The sequence below is a fragment of the Larkinella insperata genome (genome assembly GCF_026248825.1).
In the GTDB taxonomy this organism is placed as follows: domain Bacteria; phylum Bacteroidota; class Bacteroidia; order Cytophagales; family Spirosomataceae; genus Larkinella; species Larkinella insperata.
The window spans coordinates 4,328,504-4,348,499 of sequence record NZ_CP110973.1; the positions used below are offsets into that span (position 1 = coordinate 4,328,504).

Annotated in this window: 15 protein-coding genes; 9 read left to right on the forward strand and 6 right to left on the reverse strand. The window is 54.5% G+C overall.

The genetic code is table 11. The annotated features are described in order from the left end of the window. Position 1 precedes the first annotated feature (1 nt). On the forward strand, positions 2–580 hold the full coding sequence (locus tag OQ371_RS17465) for a Crp/Fnr family transcriptional regulator (RefSeq protein ID WP_265989466.1): 579 nt from the start codon (positions 2–4) through the stop codon (positions 578–580). A gap of 92 nt (positions 581–672) precedes the next feature. Beyond that, the gene (locus OQ371_RS17470; RefSeq protein WP_265989467.1) at positions 673–1,101 is read left to right on the forward strand and encodes a DoxX family protein; all 429 of its coding nucleotides are present in this window, start codon (positions 673–675) and stop codon (positions 1,099–1,101) included. Between the two features lie 22 nt (positions 1,102–1,123). On the opposite strand, the gene menC is transcribed toward OQ371_RS17470, so the two are convergent. Beyond that, a complete protein-coding gene (gene menC, locus OQ371_RS17475) occupies positions 1,124–2,233 on the reverse strand; it encodes an o-succinylbenzoate synthase (RefSeq protein ID WP_265989468.1) in 1,110 nt (369 codons plus the stop codon). Between the two features lie 93 nt (positions 2,234–2,326). Here menC and lpxK point away from each other — a divergent pair, with 93 nt between their 5' ends. From lpxK to OQ371_RS17500, 5 genes are read left to right on the forward strand one after another with little or no spacing between them, the layout of a single operon-like run. Further along, positions 2,327–3,421, forward strand: coding sequence for a tetraacyldisaccharide 4'-kinase (gene lpxK / locus OQ371_RS17480; RefSeq protein WP_265989469.1), 1,095 nt, complete (start codon positions 2,327–2,329; stop codon positions 3,419–3,421). Positions 3,422–3,479: 58 nt separating this feature from the next. Next, entirely contained in the window at positions 3,480–5,501 is a 2,022-nt protein-coding gene (locus OQ371_RS17485; RefSeq protein ID WP_265989470.1) for a putative porin, read from the forward strand. A gap of 9 nt (positions 5,502–5,510) precedes the next feature. Further along, entirely contained in the window at positions 5,511–6,461 is a 951-nt protein-coding gene (locus tag OQ371_RS17490) for a DUF1835 domain-containing protein (protein ID WP_265989471.1), read from the forward strand. Next, the gene (locus OQ371_RS17495; protein WP_265994331.1) at positions 6,461–7,048 is read left to right on the forward strand and encodes a MiaE family protein; all 588 of its coding nucleotides are present in this window, start codon (positions 6,461–6,463) and stop codon (positions 7,046–7,048) included. Before OQ371_RS17490 ends, OQ371_RS17495 begins: the two co-directional genes overlap by 1 nt. 28 nt (positions 7,049–7,076) lie before the next feature. Next, positions 7,077–10,034 (forward strand): PD-(D/E)XK nuclease family protein, encoded by a 2,958-nt coding sequence (locus tag OQ371_RS17500; protein ID WP_265989472.1) that lies wholly within the window; start codon positions 7,077–7,079, stop codon positions 10,032–10,034. Between the two features lie 17 nt (positions 10,035–10,051). Here OQ371_RS17500 and OQ371_RS17505 read toward each other — a convergent pair whose 3' ends face one another. Further along, the gene (locus OQ371_RS17505) at positions 10,052–10,441 is read right to left on the reverse strand and encodes a DUF1801 domain-containing protein (protein WP_265989473.1); all 390 of its coding nucleotides are present in this window, start codon (positions 10,439–10,441) and stop codon (positions 10,052–10,054) included. A 125-nt stretch (positions 10,442–10,566) separates the two neighbouring features. Between OQ371_RS17505 and OQ371_RS17510 the strand changes: the two genes are divergently transcribed. Both OQ371_RS17510 and OQ371_RS17515 read left to right on the forward strand, forming a co-directional pair. After that, positions 10,567–11,718, forward strand: a complete 1,152-nt coding sequence (locus tag OQ371_RS17510) for an efflux RND transporter periplasmic adaptor subunit (protein WP_265989474.1) — start codon at positions 10,567–10,569, stop codon at positions 11,716–11,718. Positions 11,719–11,730: 12 nt separating this feature from the next. Then, positions 11,731–14,886, forward strand: a complete 3,156-nt coding sequence (locus tag OQ371_RS17515; RefSeq protein WP_265989475.1) for an efflux RND transporter permease subunit — start codon at positions 11,731–11,733, stop codon at positions 14,884–14,886. 48 nt (positions 14,887–14,934) lie between these two features. Here OQ371_RS17515 and OQ371_RS17520 read toward each other — a convergent pair whose 3' ends face one another. From OQ371_RS17520 to OQ371_RS17535, 4 genes are all read right to left on the reverse strand, one after another. Then, positions 14,935–16,125, reverse strand: coding sequence for a S8 family peptidase (locus OQ371_RS17520; RefSeq protein WP_265989476.1), 1,191 nt, complete (start codon positions 16,123–16,125; stop codon positions 14,935–14,937). Between the two features lie 500 nt (positions 16,126–16,625). After that, positions 16,626–16,823 (reverse strand): hypothetical protein, encoded by a 198-nt coding sequence (locus tag OQ371_RS17525; RefSeq protein WP_265989477.1) that lies wholly within the window; start codon positions 16,821–16,823, stop codon positions 16,626–16,628. Positions 16,824–16,960: 137 nt separating this feature from the next. Then, positions 16,961–19,612, reverse strand: a complete 2,652-nt coding sequence (locus OQ371_RS17530) for an ABC transporter permease (protein WP_265989478.1) — start codon at positions 19,610–19,612, stop codon at positions 16,961–16,963. A gap of 4 nt (positions 19,613–19,616) precedes the next feature. Continuing rightward, positions 19,617–19,955: a PadR family transcriptional regulator gene (locus tag OQ371_RS17535; RefSeq protein ID WP_265989479.1), complete on the reverse strand. Its 339-nt coding sequence runs from the start codon at positions 19,953–19,955 to the stop codon at positions 19,617–19,619. Positions 19,956–19,996: the final 41 nt, after the last annotated feature.

Consider the following 19,996-nt stretch of genomic DNA (forward strand, 5'->3'; position numbering starts at 1 on the left):
CATGAATCCGCGTTATCCCGATCAGCCACGCGCTTATAAGAACCGCACCATCGGGCCCAAATCCGATCAGTGGCAGTCGTTTAGCACGGCGTTCGAGTACGTCGAGTATTCTAAAAAGAGCTTTCTGACGCGGGCGGGCGAACTCGAAAATTACCTTTATTTTATTGTGGAGGGAGGAACTTCCTCTCTCTTTTCGAAAGAAGGCCGGGAGGTGTGCCTGGATTTGTGGTTTGCTGACCATTTTGTCTCATCCTACGTCGCTTTTCTAACCCGCCAGCCTTCGCAGATTTTCATTCAGGCGTTATTTTCCACCAAAACACTGCGCATTCACTACGATGTTTTGCAAAAAATTTACGAGCAGGACGACGAAAGCAACAAAGTCGGGCGGCTGTTTGCGGAAGGGCTGTACATTGCCCGGACGCAACGGGAAATCCGGCTACTGAGCCAGACCGCCGAAGAACGGTACCTGGATTTACTGCAACGCCAACCCGAACTGGTTCAGCAACTTCCCGTTAAAACCATCGCATCCTACCTGGGTATTCATCCCGAAAGTCTGAGCCGGATCCGGAAGCAGGTGTAGACTCGATTTTCTAACATAGGTTATTTTTTGCGCTTCAGGCCCCGACTAATTTTGCCCATGATCATTCGAATACGGACATGGCATTTTTTCTGTTGTTACTCATCCTCTGGGCGGTTTTCTGGCTCACATCCCGATTTGCCTTTCGCCGGATGCTGGCATCGCATCCTAAAAAAGGCCGGCTGGCCGCAGCACTGGCCTTTTCGTTTATTGGGATCTCCCACCTGATAACACCCGAAAAAATGGAGTACATGGTTGCCGGCTGGCTTCCCTACGCGCGTGAACTGGTCATAATCAGCGGTGTTGCGGAAATAGCGGGTGGCATTGGGCTCTTGATTCCGCGGTTTCAGCGGCTGGCGGGATGGGGACTTGTTCTGTTACTGATCGCGATGTTGCCAGCCAATATCAACGTGGCCGTCCATCAGTTGCCTCCGCCGGGGGCCTACCCGCATCGCCCTGGTACGTCTGGTCACGGTTGTTGTTTCAGCCGCTCTACATCGCCTGGATCGGGTGGAGCGCGCTGAACAAGGAACATCAGGTCCGGATTTAATTTTCCACCCGGACGCTCTTGTCCGTTTTCAGGGCCTGAAGTTGCCACGGTTTCGACAAGTCGGTTTTCAAGAAACCGTTTTCAATCGTCAGCGGACTTTCAACGTTGTTGTGGTAAAGCTGGCCGGTGCCGAGGCCCTGCGGAAGCGAATTTTTAAACTGAGCCGTAAACTGAGCAATGGCATTGAGACCGATATTGGACTCCAGCGCCGACGTAATCCACCAGCCGATGCCGAGCACATTGGCGATTTCGATCCACTGACTGCAATGGATAAAGCCGCCAAGCAAGGTAGGTTTCAGGATAATAAATTGCGGTTGAATCTTTTTCAGTAACCGCTTTTTATCAACGTATTCCATGTGCCCGATCAGCTCTTCATCCAGCGCAATCGGAATCGGAGACTGGCGGCACAGTTCGGCCATGAGCTCCGGTTGGCCCTGGCGAATAGGCTGTTCGATGGAATGAATGCCGTAAGTAGCCAACTGGTTGAGTTTGGCCAGGGCCTGGTCGGGCGAAAAGGCGCCGTTAGCATCAACGCGTAGGGCAATCTGATCGGGACTGAAACGGGAGCGGATGGATTCGAGCAGGGCGCATTCCTGCTGAAAATCAAGGGCGCCAATCTTTAACTTGATGGTAGTATAACCAGCTTCCAGCTTTTCTTCAATCTGCCGACGCATAAAGTCCGGTTTTCCCATCCAGACCAGACCGTTGATGGGGATGGCCCGAACGCCGGTGCCAAACTCGTTTTCAAAAACCGTGCGGGTGCCGCCGTTGATGTAATCGCGCATGGCGGTTTCGAAACCAAACTGAATGGACGGCAGCCGATCGCTGATGAGTTGCAGCACAATCGGAATATTCCAGTGGAAAAGCTGCAAATCCAGTTGATTGAACAGATCGCAGGTGTGACGAAGCTGTTCAGCAAAGTCAGGACGGTCGTCAATGCTCAGGCCCCGAAGCGGCCCGCACTCCCCCCAACCGACAACCGCCGGATCTTCGTCGTCGCAGATTCGGATGAAGTAACTGTCTTTTTGGGTTAAGGTACCCCGCGACGTTCCGGCCTCGAACGTAAAATGCAGTGTATATTTAAAGAAGTCGGCCTTGAGACTCATGGGATACGGTTGAAGAACGGGCTTTCACCATTAAAAGTAGTAATTTTGGGGGTTACTGGATAGGACTGTTAATAAAATATTACGTAAATCTTAGTGTTTAACCACCTGCTGAAACCTTTAAGCTGGCTGTACGGCGGAATTACCGACGTTCGTAACCTACTGTACGACAGGAAGATTATTTCAGTGTTAACGCCCGCAACCTACACCATTGCTGTAGGGAATCTGACGGTTGGCGGAACGGGCAAAACTCCCCACGTCGATTATCTGGTCAGCCTGCTCAAACAAACCGGACCGGTTGCCACCCTCAGCCGGGGCTACGGTCGCCAGACGCGCGGTTTTCGGGTCGTGACGGATGCGGACACCGCCGATACCGTAGGGGATGAACCGCTGCTGCTGTACCGGAAACACGGCAAAACGGCGGAAATCGGTGGGGCGGATGTGCTGGTGAGCGTTGGCGAAAAGCGCGCGGAGGCCATCCCGAAGCTGTTGACAATCCGACCGGATTGGCGGGCAATTGTGCTGGATGATGCTTTTCAGCACCGTCCTGTCCACCCGCAGCTGAACCTGCTGCTGATGGATTATAACCGGCCATTTTATGCTGATCAACCTTTCCCGAGCGGGCGGCTGCGCGAACGGCGGCACGGTGCCCTGCGGGCGGATGTGGTGCTGGTAACCAAGTGCCCCGATGAACTGGAAGCCGCCGAACAGCGGGCAATTCAACAGCGAATCCGGACGTACAGCCGGGCGGACGTACCGGTATTTTTTACGGGTTTGCGGTATGGAAAACCCGTCGGGTTTGCGGATTCTTTCGTAAAAAACGAAGGACCACGGGAGAGACGCGTGGTGCTGGTATCGGGTATTGCCCGGCCTGAACCGCTGGAACAGTACGTAAAAACGCATTTCACGCTGGCCGGTCACCTGCGGTTTGCGGATCACCACCGGTATACCCCGGCCGATCTGGAACGAATTGTGCGGGAGTTGCCCGGGGATGGAACGGTTCTGACCACCGAGAAAGACTTTGTGAAACTGGCTCCTCTGCTGGCTGAAACCGGTCTGGATGCTTCCCGGTTCTGGTATCTGCCGATCGAAATAATGTTTCTGAGCGGTGAAGCGGAGTTCAGACAAATCGTTGAGCAAACCGACCTAGATCGACCAAGCCAGGCGGGCGCCGGTGTTAAAAAAATATAATAACCGAAAAAGTAGTCGTCGCGAATCAATAAATTGGCGAAATCCTAGTTCAGACAATATGCGTCTTGTTTATATTCTGAGTGTAAGTATTCTGTTTATCTGGGCAACCTTGCCCGCGAAGGCCCAGTTGCCAACCCGCATGCCGCAGTTTGGCGGTAACCGAATGGGGGCCAGCGGGCAGGCAACCAGCACGGGCAGTCAGGGAGGAAATTCCGGAGGACCAATCCTCGACGACTCGACCAAACTGATTTATGGGCCCACCACCACACGGTATTTTCTGGAAAGCGACGTACTGAACAACCGCAAAACGCTCATTCCGATTGATACAACGCTGGAAGACGTTCAGCGAACCAATTACCTCAGTCGCTATAACTACTTGTATACGGATTTGGGCAACCTGGGAACTGCTTTGCGCTCCGTGTTCTACGCAACGCCGGCCATCGGTTCCCAGACTGGCCTGAATGCCTACACGCTCTACGGTTATCAGACCCAGACGGTTCGGTATTTCGATACCCGCTCACCCTTCACCAATATGTATCTGGTGCTTGGAGGACGCGGTCAGAACATGGTAAATTTTGATTTCGCCCGAAACATCAATCCACGCTTGAATACCGGCTTTAACCTCCAGCGGATGACATCGGACGTGCAGTTTGTGGGGGGAAGTGGCAATGTAACGACGACACCGCGGCTGGTGGAAAACTGGAATTTTGTGGTCCACGCCAACTACCGCTCCCGCACAAACAAGTACACCTTGCTGGCGCATTATAACAACCTCAACCACCGTTCCGTTGATCAGGGGGGCATCACCGAACCCGCTAGTACCACCGCCAACGTCGCTGACCCTACCCTGGACCGCGACCCTATTCTGACGAATGCGAACTCCCACGAAAAGCGAAATGAGTTCCATCTTTATCAGCAGTACGTTCTCGACACGGCTTTTCAGGTTTATCAGACCCTCGATTTACGGGCGCAGAGCTACCGCTATACCGATACCGATCTGGCTCAAGGACTGGCGTTTCCCGAACCGTCGAATCCGGCCCGAAAACCGCTGTATCCCGATTTTGTGTACGACAGTGTCGAAACCCGCCAGACAACGCTGTTTCAGTCACTGGATAATCAGATTGGGCTGAAAGGCCAGTTTTCGTTTCGTCGGTCGGCGTTCAATTACCGGGCCTGGCTTCGAAACCGCCTTTACGGTCTGACGAATCAATACAATGCCGCCCGGCTTTTGCCGGATGAAAGCTACAAAAGCAGTCGGTTCGAAACCTACGTGGGGGGCTGGCTGGGCTATTATTTTCCCGACAGCCTGACGCGCGTTACGGCCGAAATGGAATACCTGTTGGGGCGCGACTTCCGGTTTCAGGGCCGAATCGAAAGCCGTTTTCTGGTGGGGGGATACGAAAGTATATTTGCCTCACCGACCTTGCTGCAGGAACGCTACATCAGCAACATCTACCAGTGGGACCACCTCAGCCGCTTGTCGTCGCAGTTCGGGTTACGCGGTACGCAACACATTTACGGCCTGCTGAATGTGCGGCTGGGGAAACTCAAGCTAAGTCCCAGCCTGGATTATTACCTGCTGACCAATTACATTTATTTCGATACGCTGGCCATGCCGCGGCAACTCCCGGAGGCATTCAGTGTTTTCCGGACGGGGCTGGGGCTGGAGTTCCGGGCGGGCAAATTCAGGCTGCTGGGGCAGGGTTATCATACGCTGGTTTCGCGCGACGACGTGCTCCGGATTCCGCAGTTGTTTGCCAATGCGCAGGTGGAATACGGTTTTCTGCTGTTCAAGAAACTGTACGTGCTCGTGGGGGTTCAGGCGCATTACAAATCCGCGTATTTTGCCGATCAGTACATGCCGCTCACCCAGCAATACCACCTGCAGGACGAGGTTCGACTGGATGATTTCATTCTGGCTGAACCGTTTGCCAACTTCCGCATCAACCGGGTGCGGCTGTTTGTCAAGTTAGCCCACGCCAACCAGGAGCTCTTGGGGCAGGTGTATTACAGCGCCCCGTATTTCCGAACCATCAGCCGTTCGTTTTCTTTTGGGGTACATTGGTTATTATTTGATTAAATTCGTACTGTGAAAACCCTGCACATCCTCAACGGCGACGCAACGGCCGAAGCCTTTGCCCAGTCAAACATCGTCCGGCCCTCCGATCCGTCCGATGTCCTCATCTGGCGCGAAGCGCTGTCGGAAGGTCCGGTCAAGGCGGAAGGCCCCCTCGACGAATTCTGGGGCATCCGGCGGGCGTGGCTTTCCGTTTACGCCGGAGAACCGGCCGCGGACAGTTATGATCAGCAAGTGGTTCAGGAACTGAAAAAGCTGGCGAATTCGGCCGATTACGACGAAATTTACCTCTGGTTCGAGCACGATCTGTTCTGCCAGATCAACCTGGTTTTCTTACTGGCGCAACTGGCCCAGCAACCGCGAAAGGCCGCCAAAATCAAACAGGTATCAGTGGATTCGGTACCGGGCGAACCATTTTTCAAAGGCATGGGCCAACTGACCGGAGCCCAACTGGCGACCCTCTATTTGCAGGCCGAAGAACTAACTTCGCACGAGCTGGATGCCGCGGCACGGGTTTGGCGGGCCTACGCCGGGCCGGATCCGATGGCGGTTCAGGACCTGCTGGGTGCGGATCTGGGGCGACTACGGTTTCTGAAAACCGCGTTGACCTACCATTTGCAGCGGTTTCCGTTTACCAGCAACCACCTGAACCTGAACGAACACCTCCTGACGGCTATTCTGATGGAAGGCCCGCTGACCGAAGACCGGCTGATTGAGCGCTTCTTGCAACAGGACCGCGTTTATGGCATCACGGACCTGAGCGTTGCCGAATACATCCGGCAGTTGAACGGCAAACTCTGGGCGTATACCGACGAGGGGGTGAGTCTGACCGAAGCCGGGGCCGACATCATTTCCGGGCGTCGGCAGCTTAACCCGGTGGAACGCTGGCTGGGGGGCTTCTACCAGACCCCCGACTCACCCTATCGCTGGGATTCTGAACTGGAAAAACTGATTGAAGTGTGATTACGACCTTAGGCTTAGAGCTTCCGTCCGATCCGCGTTGGGTCGATGTTGCCAAAATGAACCTGGGCGACATCCTGATCGATCACGCTTTTTGTGAACAGAAAGCCGCATCGTCGTGTATTTCGCTGATCGTGCAGTATCCCGAACACGAGAAACTGGTGGAGGTGCTGACGCCGGTGGTGGCCGAAGAATGGGGGCACTTTCAGCGTGTTTTGAAGGAACTTCGCAAACGGAACATTCCGTTGGGGAAACCGCGCAAAGACGAGTACGTGAATCAATTGCAGGCGATTCTGCGCAAGCCGAGCGATCGGAACGAGCAGTTGATGGAAAAGCTCCTGCTCAACGCCCTGATCGAAGCCCGCAGCGCCGAACGGTTTAAGCTGCTGTCGGAAAGCCTGACGGACGAATACCTGCAGAAGTTTTACCGCGAACTGATGATTTCGGAAGCCGGGCATTACCGTAATTTTATTGAGCTGGCCGAAGAATACGTGCCGAAGGAGAAGGTCCGCAAACGCTGGAAGGAGTTTCTGGAAGCCGAAGCGGAAATTATGAAGACGATGGAAGTGCGGGCCGACCGGTTTCATTGAGTCGGCATTACCCTATTAGTTTCGTAAAATGTCATTTTTAAGCGAGGTTGCCCAGCACATTTTCCAGCGCCATCAAACGCGGATGGACAACGTGTGGGTAATTGTGCCGACGCGCCGGGCGGTTTCTATTTTTCAGCAACACCTCTGTGAGCAAACCGATACGCCATTTTTGTCGCCCCACGTGCTGGCCGTCGATGACTTCATCACCCAGAGCGCGGGCGTGCTGCTGATTGATCCGGTCAGTCTGCTGTTTGAATTATACGAAGTTTTCAAGGAAATCGATGCGTCGCTGGAATTCGGACGGTTTCTGAACTGGGCCAGCGTGCTTTTGACCGATTTCGACCGCATCGATCAGTACATGATTTCGCCCTCGGAGCTGTTTAGCTACCTGACGGCGGCCAAAGCCCTTGAGCGCTGGAAACTGGAAATCCCCGATGGCCGCCCGGCGAAACTCGAAACCGCCGGTACGCAGCGGTATTTCAAGCTATTCGAGAACCTCGAAACGGCGTATCAGGCCCTGCACGAACGGCTGCTGGCGAAAGGCTGGGCCTACCGGGGCATGGCCTACCGGCTGCTGGCCGAACAGATTGAGGAGAAAGTGCGCGATAATCCGGCTTATGAACAACTCTACTTCGTGGGATTCAACGCCCTGAGCCGGTCGGAGGAGCAAATCGTGAAAACGCTGGTGAAGGCGCAGAAGGCCGAAATGCTCTGGGATACCGACGCTTACTATATGCAGTCGAGACGGCAGGAAGCCGGTAAAATGCTGCGGACTTATAAAGCCGAAGGGTGGAGCGGCCCCTGGACCTGGGAGCAGAGCCTGCTGACGAATAAGCCCAAACATATTCAGGTCATTGGCGTTCCGAATGCCAGCATGCAGGCAAAAGTAGCCAGCCAGCTCTACCGGCAAAAGGCGGGTTCCGACCCGGACGGCGGCACCACGGCCTTGGTGCTGGGCGACGAAACGCTGCTGTTGCCCGTGCTCTATTCGCTCGGCGGACTAGTCACCGACCTGAACGTAACAATGGGGCTTTCGTTGCAGAATTCCCACCTTTACACCCTGGTTGATGCCCTGTTCGAAATGCAGCGGACGGTGGTGGGCTTCCAGAAAAAAGATGGCAGCGGCACGGTTTTCATCCCCAAATTCCACTACCGGCACGTCGTCAAAATCCTGAATCACCCGTTTGTCCGGCAGTACGAACGGGGGCGGTTGGCCGCGTTGACGGAAGACGCCCCCCGCATTGTCCAGAAGACGCTCACGGCCATCACGACCGATAACCTGGTGTATCTGGACGAGCGGCAACTGATTCAGATGGGCGAAAATGATCCACTGTTCGAGGTGCTGTTCCGCCGGTGGCCCGACGACAAACCGTTGGTGGTGATCCGGCAGTTTTACGCGCTGATCGACGTGCTGAAAGGCGTCTATGCCGAGCAGCAGGACGCCATCGAGGCCGAATACTTGTACCTGTTTCAAAACTTGCTGCGGCAACTGGAAACCACCCTCGAGCGCGAAGACCGCAACGAACTGGTGGATATCCGGAGCCTGAAGCAGTTTTTGTACGAACTGATTCGGCAGACCAGCATTCCGTTTGAAAGCGAGGGGGGGAGCGCCCTGCAGGTAATGGGGATGCTCGAAACCCGGGCGCTGGATTTTGACCGGCTGATCATTCTGTCGGTGAACGAAGGGGTGCTGCCTCAGTCGCGTAAGCTGAATTCCCTGTTGCCCTTCGATGCCTGCACGGCCGTTGGCCTGCCGACTTACCAGGACCAGGAATCGGTGATGTCGTACCATTTTTACCGACTCCTGCAGCGGGCCAAGGAGGTTTCACTGCTTTACGTTACCTCCGCCGACGCCTACGGGACCAGCAAAGGCGAGAAAAGCCGGTTTATCCGCCAGCTTGAACACGAACTGGTTCCGACTTCGAAAGGAATGATAACCCTGAGTTACCCGACGGTGCGTTTTGGTCAGATGGCCGAGAAAAAGCCGTTGCTGGACGCGTACGATTCGCTCGACATTCCGAAAAGCGAAGCCATTCTGGAAAAACTGAGAAAGGAATTGGAGGGCCAATTCAACCCGGTCAAAAACCGCACGTTTGGCGGCATATACCCCACATTGCTGAACAATTTCCTGAGTTGTTCCCTGAAATACTACTTCAGCCGGGTCATCAGCATGCAGGAGGATGAGGACGTCAGCGACGAAATGGACGCGGCTGAGTTTGGGCAGTGGATTCACAACACGCTCGAAATGCTCGACCAGCAGTACCGGATGACGGGCCAGGAAGTCAGCGCCGAAACCGTGACCACCACGCTGAAGCGCAATTACGAAGAGCAGTTTAAAAACCGCGTCACCGAATCGGGCGTCAACCGTCTGCTGTACCGGATTGGCGAAGACCTGATGGTGCGTTTCAACGACTTGCAGACGGAACGGTACGGCCAAAATCTGGAAGTGCTGCAAACGGAAGAGGAATGGGACACGTTTCTGGACGTTGACACGGCTATTGGCCCCCTGCGCATCCGGATTGCCGGAAAAATTGACCGGGTTGAGCGGCTGCGGCAACCCGACGGCACGACGCTCATCCGGGTGGCCGACTATAAAACCGGCAAGGTGGAAGCCAAGGATGCCGACGTCAAAAGCATTGACCTGCTGCTGGCTGATTCGCAGAAAGACAAGGCCCGCCAGTTGTGGCTGTACCAGTACCTGGTTTACAAAAAAATGCTGCAAAACCGGGGCCTGCAGTTTGATAAGGAATGGATCGACGGAACCAATACGCGGGTCGTGGCCGGTTTTTATTCCTTCCGCAACCTGGAGGGCGGTTTTCTGGAAAACAAACTTTATTTGGGGCCACCCGAAGAATTTGTACGGCAGACGGAAAATCACCTACGAAAAATTGTTGCAGACTTGTTTGATCCCGCCCGGCCATTCCAGAAAACGAGCGAAAAAAAGATTTGCGAATGGTGTGAATACCGGAAACTGTGCGGCCGTTGAGCCGCACAGTCGGCCGGTCAGTCCTCCCGTTTTCGCTGCAAAGTAGCCGGTTTTTCCTTCGATGTTTCGTTGAGCAGCACGGCTTGCTGCAGGAGCGTCCGGATCAGTTCCTCGTTTACCTCGCCCGCCCGGACAACCAGCGAACGGACGGTCCGGCGCCCCCGGTTTTCGAGGACGTTTTGATCATCAGCCAGTTCGTAACCGCGTAGAAAACAGAGATCAACGGCCACCTCCGGACTCCGCAGCGGATTGAGGTAACATAACTGTCCTTTATGCGAATAAAAGGGCACTCCCCAATTAATTTTCTCCTGAATACGAGGGGCTGCTTCCAGGATTAATCGGCGTATATGGTCTAATAGGCGATGAATTTCGGGGTTTTGTCGATTTATGTATTCGTCAACTGTCATGGTTTGTTGTTATGCCGTAATTTCGGTGCTAAGTTAGCTGAAAAATCAAAATTCGACAGTAGAGCGCTGCCGGACGTTACTTTCCCAATGGGCGTAATACCGCGCTCAGTTCAACATTTATTTCTGTGAAAAGGTGGATTGCAATTGGATTAGTGCTGCTGGTTGTTGGCGGCATTATTTATTACAACAAGTTCTACAAACAGCAGCCGGGGGGCAATCCGGGCGGCCGGGGTGGTGCCCAGGCTGGCGGTAGCCCCGGTGGGCGCGGTGCGGGTGGTCCAACATCGATCAACGTGTTTGTAGTGGCTTCGCAGAATTTGAAAGATGAAGTGGTGGCAACGGGTTCGCTTATTGCCGCCGAACAGGTCGATATTTACCCGGAAGTTTCGGGCCGGATTGTGCAGCTAAACATTCAGGAAGGGCGTTCCGTTAGCCAGGGAACCTTGCTGGTGAAGCTGTACGACGGTGATTTACAGGCCCAATTGCTGAAGTTGAAAGCCGTTGAGGAAAATAATCGTCGAACCGAAGAGCGTAACAAACAGTTACTCGATCGGGGTGGAATCAGCCAGCAGGAATACGACATTGCGTCCACGAATTTGAAGAGTGCCCTGGCTGATATTGAATTGACCAAAGCGTCCATTCGGCGGACGGAAATCCGGGCTCCGTTTTCCGGAACGATCGGTTTGCGGAACGTGAGTCTGGGCGCGGTGGTATCGCCGAATACGTTAATCGCGCGGTTGCAGCAAACCAGCTCGATGAAGCTGGATTTTTCGGTTCCGGAAAAATACGGTCCGGCGGTCAAGATTGGCAGTACGATTTCGTTTATGATCGACGGTTCCGACAAAGTATTTAACGGTGCAGTGTACGCCATTGAACCCGGCGTGGAAGAAGCCACCCGGAATTTGCGGATTCGGGCGCGGGTTGCCAACAACTCCGCGAGTTTACGGCCCGGTACCTTTGCCAAAGTGAATCTGGTTATCAACACCACCGACGCGCTGGTGGTACCGACCCAGTCGGTGATTCCGCAAACCCGGGGTAGCCAGGTCGTTGTCATCGAAAACGGGAAAGCGGTTTTCAAGGATGTGAAAATCGGTCTACGGAATGCCAACGTGGTGGAAGTGACGCAGGGGTTGCAGCGGGGGGATTCCGTGGCGACGACGGGTCTGATCTTTTTGCGGCCCGACTCCCCGGTTAAGGTGGCCAAAGTGGACAAGCTGACGGGGCAAAATGGACCTGCTACCGGGGGGGCGGCAGGAAATAGTGCAAGCATGAGATAACGAAAAAAATCGATGAGTCTACCTTCCATAAGCCTGCGACGACCGGTTTTCGCCATGGTCATGTCGATCGTGATCATCCTGTTTGGGGTGATCGGTTTTACTTTTTTGGGCGTACGCGAATACCCGGCCATCGACCCGCCGATCATTTCGGTACGGACCAGTTACGTCGGGGCCAACCCGGATATTATCGAGTCGCAGATTACCGAGCCGATTGAAAAATCGCTCAACAGCATCGAAGGCATCCGGACGATTTCGTCGACCAGCGCCCTCGGCAGCAGCAACATCACCATCGAGTTTGACCTGGGTGCCGACCTGGAGCGGGCGGCTAACGACGTGCGCGACAAGGTATCGCAGGCCCAGCGGCAGCTTCCGCAGGATATTGATGCCCCGCCGGTGGTGAGCAAGGCTGATGCCAACTCCGACCCCATTATTTTCATGCCCGTGCAGAGTTCAACCCGTAACCCGATGCAACTGTCGGATTACGCCGAGAACGTGTTGCAGGAGCGTCTGCAAACGATTCCGGGCGTTAGCCAGGTTATGATTTACGGGCAGAAACGCCCCGCCATGCGGCTCTGGATCGATCCGGCCAAGCTCTCAGCCTACCGGTTGACTTCTCAGGATATTCAGGACGCCTTGACGCGCCAGAACGTCGAATTGCCGGGCGGTAAAATTTACGGGAACAACACCGAGCTAACGGTGAAAGCGGCCGGACGGCTGGTTACCGAAGAAGATTTCAACAACCTGATTTTGCGGCAAACTTCCAACCAGATTATCCGTTTCAAGGATGTGGGCTACGCCGTGTTGGGACCGGAAAACGAAGAATCGGCGGCCAAACAGAACAACGCATCGGGGGTAATTCTGGTGATGATTCCCCAGCCCGGAGCCAACTACGTGGCCATTGCCGATGAATTTTACAAACGTTTGGAAGACATCCGGCGGGAACTGCCGCCCGACATCCGGATTCTGAACGGGATCGACCGGACCATTTTCATCCGGAAATCAATTGAAGAAGTAACCGAAACCATCGCCATCGCGTTTGTGCTGGTGGTCATCGTCATTTACTTGTTCTTCCGCGACTGGCTGATTTCCATCCGCCCGCTGATCGATATTCCCGTTTCCCTGATCGGGACGTTCTTTGTTATGTATATTTCTGGGTTCAGTGTCAATGTGTTAACGCTGCTTGGGATTGTACTGGCTACCGGTCTGGTGGTCGACGACGGGATTGTGGTTACGGAAAACATCTTCAAGAAGATTGAAGGCGGCATGGACATGAAACGGGCAGCCAAGGAAGGCTCCGAAGAAATTTTCTTCGCCGTTATTTCAACCTCGGCCACGCTGGCGATTGTGTTCCTGCCCGTAATCTTTTTGCAAGGGTTCACCGGACGGCTTTTCCGGGAGTTTGGGGTAGTTGTCGCCAGCTCCGTTCTGATTTCGGCTTTTGTTTCACTGACCCTGACGCCGGTATTGAGCGTTAAGCTCGTCAGCAAGGACCACGGGAAAGGTTCCTGGTTTTACCGGAAAACCGAACCGTTTTATCAATGGCTCGATAATTCCTACCGATCGGCCCTGACGGATTTTATGAAACGTCGGCGGTGGGCCTTTGCGCTGATTGCCGTTTGTCTCGCGCTGGTTTTTGGTCTGGGTTCCCAACTGAAGTCGGAGCTGGCTCCGCTGGAAGACCGTGGACGGGTTCGGATTCCGATCACGGCCCCGGAAGGAACGAGCTACGAAGCGATGAGCCGCATTACAGACCGGGTGAACCAGTTTGTGCTGGATTCGGTACCGGAAATCAACTTTACGTTTAGTGTTATTGCCCCCGGTAACTCCGGGGCCGGCGCTGTCAACTCGGGCTTTGTGTCGCTCAACCTGGTCGATCCGACCGAGCGGGAACGTTCACAACAGGAAATCACTGATTACCTGAGCAAAAACCTAAAAGGTTTTAGCGAAGCCCGGATGAACGCGACCCAGGAGCAAACCATCCAGGTGGGCCGCGGTGGCGGTGGACTTCCCGTTCAGTTTGTCATTCAAAACCTGAATTTCCAGAAACTTCAGCAGGTGCTTCCCAAGTTCATGGACGAGGTTCAGAAAGACCCGACGTTCCAGGGCTTCGACGTAGACTTGAAATTTAACAAGCCCGAACTGAACCTGAGCATCGACCGCGAAAAAGCAACCAGCCTCGGGGTATCGGTACAGGACGTGGCGCAGACCCTGCAACTGGCGCTGAGTAACCGACGGCTGGCGTACTTCCTGATGAACGGGAAACAGTACCAGGTCATCGGGCAGGTATTACGTGACGACCGTGACGAACCCGTCGACCTGGCCTCGTTTTACGTCCGCAACAACGTTGGAGAACAGGTGCAACTCGACAACCTGGTGAAGTTCTCGGAAGTATCGAGTCCTCCGCAAGTGTATCACTACAACCGGTTTAAGTCCGCAACGGTCTCGGCCGGTCTGGCACCGGGCAAAACCATCGGCGACGGGGTGGAAGCCATGCAGGCCATTGCCGCCCGCACCCTGGACGATACCTTCCAGACGGCCCTGTCGGGTTCCTCGCGTGACTACGCCGAAAGTTCATCGAACACGCTGTTTGCGTTCGTGCTGGCGCTGGTGTTGATCTACCTCATTCTGGCGGCTCAGTTTGAAAGCTTTACCGATCCGTTTATCATCATGTTAACGGTGCCGCTGGCGATTGCCGGAGCCGTGTTGTCGCTCTGGATGTTTAACCAGACGCTCAACATTTTCTCGCAGATCGGAATCATCATGCTGGTTGGTCTGGTTACTAAAAACGGTATTTTGATCGTGGAGTTTGCCAATGAGAAGCGCAAGGAAGGCATGAGCAAGCTGGAAGCAGCCATTGAAGCTTCAGCGCTGCGGCTTCGCCCGATTCTGATGACCAGTTTGGTGACGGCCTTTGGCGCCCTGCCGATTGCGATGGGCCTCGGAGCCGCGGCCAAAAGCCGGATTCCGCTGGGGATCGTGATCGTGGGCGGCATTGTCTTCTCACTGATCCTGACGCTGTTTGTCATTCCGGCGATGTATTCCTTTATGTCGCGGTATAAACCCGTTGATAATTCCGCCTACGAAGACCATCCGCAGCCGCTGCAACCGCTGCCGGAACCGGAGCCCCGCAAGCGCAAAAGCGAGGAGCTGTACGGCGAAGAAGTATAAAATGAAAAAACCGGCAGAGATGCCGGTTTTTTCATTTGCAGGGATTGCTCACACTTGCGGAGCGCGGGCCATGCCGGTGCCCACGTCGGCGGGGTCAAAACCGGCTTTGATGCCCGTTTCCGTTCCGGATGCGATCAATTTTGCCATCAGGGTCGCAGGAGTCAGCAAGCCGGTTTTCATAATCTTTTCAGCCCACAGAGCCGCCACGCCCGCTACGTGCGGAGTCGCCATGCTGGTGCCGCTCATCTGCGCAAAACCGCCACCGGGTTTGGCCGACAGAATGTTTACGCCCGGTCCGGAAATATTGGCCCCGGTATTGGAGAAGGGAGCCACAATGAAGCCCTGCGCGCTTTCGCCCAGAGCCGCCACTGAAACCATGCCTTCCGATACGGCCGGTGGGCTTACCGAAATTTCAAAATCCGGATTGACATCGCGCTGGCTTTCGTTACCGGCCGCAGCAATGAGAACCGTCGCCTGGGCGAAAGAACCCTGAATGCGAATCAGGGCCGCCAGCCGTTCGAACAATTGCACGTTGGCCCGGTAGCCTTCGAGGGCGTAGGAGGTTGCCAGTTCGACCGGATAACCCTGGTCGATCAGTTGTTTGACAAAGCCGGGAAAATCCATTCCCAGCGACATTGAAATCACGTTGGCGCCGTTCTGCCCCGCCCACTGAATGGCGCTGACAATCTGGTCGCTGGAACCACCGCCGTTTTGGCCGAGCACTTTGCCGATCAGCGCTTTCTCAACACCGGGCGCAACCCCAATCCGGGTGTTGTTGGTCGCCCGCCCGAAGATGGTACCGGCGCAGTGGGTGCCGTGGCCGTGTGGATCGCCATTGCCTTCGCCCGTAAAGTCCTGTTCGATCACCTGAACGCCCGCGAACGCCGGGTGACTGGCGTCAATACCGGTGTCCAGCACGGCCACCACCACACCCGAACCGGTGAACGGGGAGGTGTCGGCTCCTACGGCTTTGATGCCCCAGGCAACGGTCTGAGCCGCCGGTTTGACCCTTGTCTTGACGTTAAGCGGTTCGATCAACCGCATCGGAATGGCCGGTGCAACCGCCAGCACGCTGGAGTCGCGCGTTACGGCCGACACCCTGCGGGGCTCAATTTCGTCCACTTCAACGGCCAGCCCGGCGGCTACCGACTCAACCGTACGAACTTGCGAAAGAACCCCTAGAAAGGGGTCACGCGTGGCGGTTTGCGTGGTTCGGAGAATAATGTGTTTCTGTTTCATGGGACTGGGGTCGGGACTTATGATGAATAATAAGGTAGGTTTTCTGGGCGAAATGGAAAGCCACTTGGACGCATTCTTCCGGGCGACTCGATCGACTTCCGGACTGTTAAACCGCCAGGTCGACCCGTTTTAAAAATACGATAATCCGTTTACGGACGCATGCAATTGCCGCAAAACCGACCGTATGGGATACATCCAGCGGGCGGGGCGTCATTGTCTGCCGATTGGCGCGCGCAACCCTACGCTGCTACTGACTTCAGGAAGTATGGAAACTGTCTAAAAGCCGTTGAAAGCAGACCAAAGTTAACGTGGTAACCAATTATAAAACAGCGTATTTATGCCTGATTTTTTGGTTGCGTAATTTCACGTACGGCAGGTAAAAGGTACTTGGTCACGAGGGGAAATTAAAGAAGGTAGCCTGAATTTCTCGTCAATTCGGTTTATGCTGCTTGTAATCAAAACGTTATCTGTTGGATAACTCGTTCAGGATAGGAAGCTCGTTAGAAGATACTTTTGGATGGCTTCTGCCGGTTGTGTTTCCGAAAAAGGGCACTTACGACAAAAACGAGGAGCAACTCGATAAAGCCCCACTTGGCCACCTCCAGGGCGTTGAGCATACGGGGCTGCTCGGCAGGGACTTCCTGGAAAGAAGTCTTTTGGAAAGATGCGGGCGATTGATCAATCGATACAGGTTCCATAACGTCCTTTTTGTATTAGACGCCCCTGTACGGGAAAAGTAACAAGTTTTGGCCTAAATTCGCCGAAGTATGAGGAGAAGTCAGGGGAGGGAAATCCCTTTGGGGCAGAGGGATTTTTCCTCCGCCCCGGTTTCTGTTTACTCGCTTCGCAGGGCCTTCACCGGATTCATTCCGGCGGCTTTCAGGGATTGGAAACCGACGGTAAGGAGCGCAATCAGGAACGTGCTGGCCACGGCGATGGCAAAAATGCCGGGGCCCAGATCGATGTGAAACGTGAAGTGCTTCAGCCAGGCATTCATTCCGTAGTAAGCCACCGGAGCGGCTACGGCAAAAGCGATCAGGATCAGGCGGGAAAACTCTTTGCCAAAAATCCACAGAATTTGCCCGGCGCTGCTGCCCAGCACTTTCCGAATCCCAATTTCCTTGGTTTTTTGAGCGGCCATAAACGATACCAGCCCGTAAAGACCCAGGCCACCGATGAAGACGGCAATGGCAGCAAAGGTTTGAATCAGCTTGAGCATGAGGTCTTCAGCCTTGTAAAAATTTGCGATATGCTCATCCAGAAACTCGTACTCGTAAAGCTGATCGGGATGTAGCTCGCTCCACGTTTTTTCCAGCGCAGCGAGCGTAGGTTTTACCGTTGCTCTATCAATTTTAACCGCGTAGCTCCCGTACAAATCGCTGGCCGACATAATGCAAATGGCGTTGATGTCTTCGTGAAACGATCGGTCGTGGAAGTCGCTCACCACCCCGACAATTGGTCCCGTTGTTTGACCTTTGTCTAAACTGAGGGTTTTTCCGATGATCTCCTGCGAGGATTTTAGCCCCAGTTTTTTAGCAAACATCTCATTGACCAAGAACTCACGGGCGGAATCGGCCGGAAACAGATTTCGCCCAGCTACCAGCTTTAGCCCAAACATCGGGAGGTACTGCTCGTCGGCGGCTTTTACGCTGACACTGAATTGCTCCTCTTCAATTCGGTTGTCGTACCGTGGAGAGGTATTCCAGACGTTGTAATTCGAAGCCGGTGCCGACTGGCAGACGGACACGGTTTGGACACCCGGAATCTGGGCAAGCTGGTTTTTGACGGTTTTGATGGTCACGGGCTTCGATTCGGGCGCAATGGGCAGCATAACAACGGCCTCCTTATCGAAACCCAGATCGGATTGTGTGGTAAACCGCATTTGATCCGTAATGACAATCATGCCAATGATCAGCGCCTGAGAAATCGCGAACTGGCCCACAATCAGCGTACGCCGGGTATTGAAACCACCGATGTGCTGCTGCGACACTTTGCCTTTTAAGGCCAGAACCGGCTGAAAACCCGCCAGAATCAGGCCGGGGTAGGAGCCGGCAAAGAGCGTAACGACAAGCGCCAGCGCAGGCAGGAACAACGCCAGACGCCAGTCTTCCAGCGGATTGAGGCTGATCTGCACCTGAAACCAATTGTTGACGGAGGGCAGCAGCAACCAGGCCGCAGTGCACGCCAGAAAAATGGCCAGCGTGGTAATTAAACCGGTTTCGGCGATGAACTGCCAGAAAAGCTGCCCGCGAAAACTTCCCAGCACTTTTCGGACGCCCACTTCCTTGGAGCGGTTGAGGGCCTGCGCCGTAGCCAGGTTAATAAAGTTGATGCAGGCGGTGATGATCAGAAAGAAGCCGATACCGCCCAGAATCCACAGATTGCTTTTGGAGATCGTACCGCCGTAACGGGGGTTGAAATGGATATCGGCCAGCGGTTGCAGCTTATAATGGTGGACGTTTTTGCTGGTTGGACGGTATTTCTTAACGTACGCGGGCAGCACCTGCTCAACCTGCTCGGGCGAGACCCCGGGTTTCAGCCGGACGAAGCACTGCATGGCGCTGTTCATGCCGCCCCACGATTCATCGCTGGCCATCCATTCGTCGTACTGCTTCAGGGTGTTGTAGGAAAGGAAAATCTCGGTTTTTCGATCGGTGTTAACGGGCAAATCCTTCAGAATACCGGTAATGCGGAATTGAACTTTGTTGTCCAGGCGGAACGTCTGGTTGATGGGATTCCGATCACCGAAATACTTTTTAGCCATTTTCTCCGTCAGAATGGCCGTGTTGGGTTCGCTCAACACCGTTTTGAAGTCACCCCGCAACAACGGATAATTGAAGATGTCGAAGAAGTCGGTTTCAACGAAAGCCACGCCCGCGTTTTCCTTGAACTTCTGGATTTGCCCACCATTTCGGAGGCTGATCAGAACATCGTTGGAGCTGGCAATCCGGGCTACTTTCTCGCCGAAGGTGTAGTCATTCCGAAATACCTTGCCGAACGGGTTCGGAACGTTGGGCTTGTAGCTGACGGTTTCGCGGTGTTGCTCCGTGACGAAGCGGTAAATCCGGTCGGCGTTCGGGTGAAAAGTATCGAAGTTCAGGTGGTAGCTAATGAGCTTGAAAATCAGAATCCCGCAGGTCATGCCCAGGGCCAAGCCCGATACATTGATGAGCGTGTACGCTTTTTTGCGCTCCAGATTCCGCAGCGCAATTTTGAAATAATTACGAATCATGGCCGTAGGGGTCGGTTTGGGGTAATCAGTTGGTTTTCGTCTGAAAAAGAAGGGATTGAGGTAGTTTAGAACGGCCCAGACAAAGGCCCGCCGGGCTTTGGTAACCCCGTCCTGCTTAAGCTGTTTGTAAAAGACCTCGTGCAGATCGCCCTGCACGTCTTCCCGCAGGTGGGGGGCCACCAGGAGTTCCAGCAGGCGGTCGGCCCAGCGCGGGGGCCGAGGACTGGCCGGTCGGTCGGATGAGTTAGCTCGCATGGGATTAACCGCCAATTAGTTGAAACTTACCCGGCGGAATGGCCTGCCAAAGTCGGCTGCGGACTTCCTGAATGTCGTTCAGAGCCCGCACCCCGGCGTTGGTCAGGGCGAAAAACCGTTTGCGTCGCCCCCCGCGTTCGGCCGTTGCCCCGCCCATCTGCGACGACAGAAAACCTTTCTCTTCCAGTCGGTAGAGGGTGGCGTGAACGGCGCTCATCGTAATCGACCGGCCGGTTTGCTGCTGAACGTCTTCCCAGATTGTTACCCCGTAGGCTTCGGCCGGGCAAGCCGCCACGACCAGCAGAACAATCTCTTCGAACTCGCCTAAAAAGGACCTTCGCATGATGAGGACAAGCTAGATTAATTAGTTGTAATTTTGCAAAA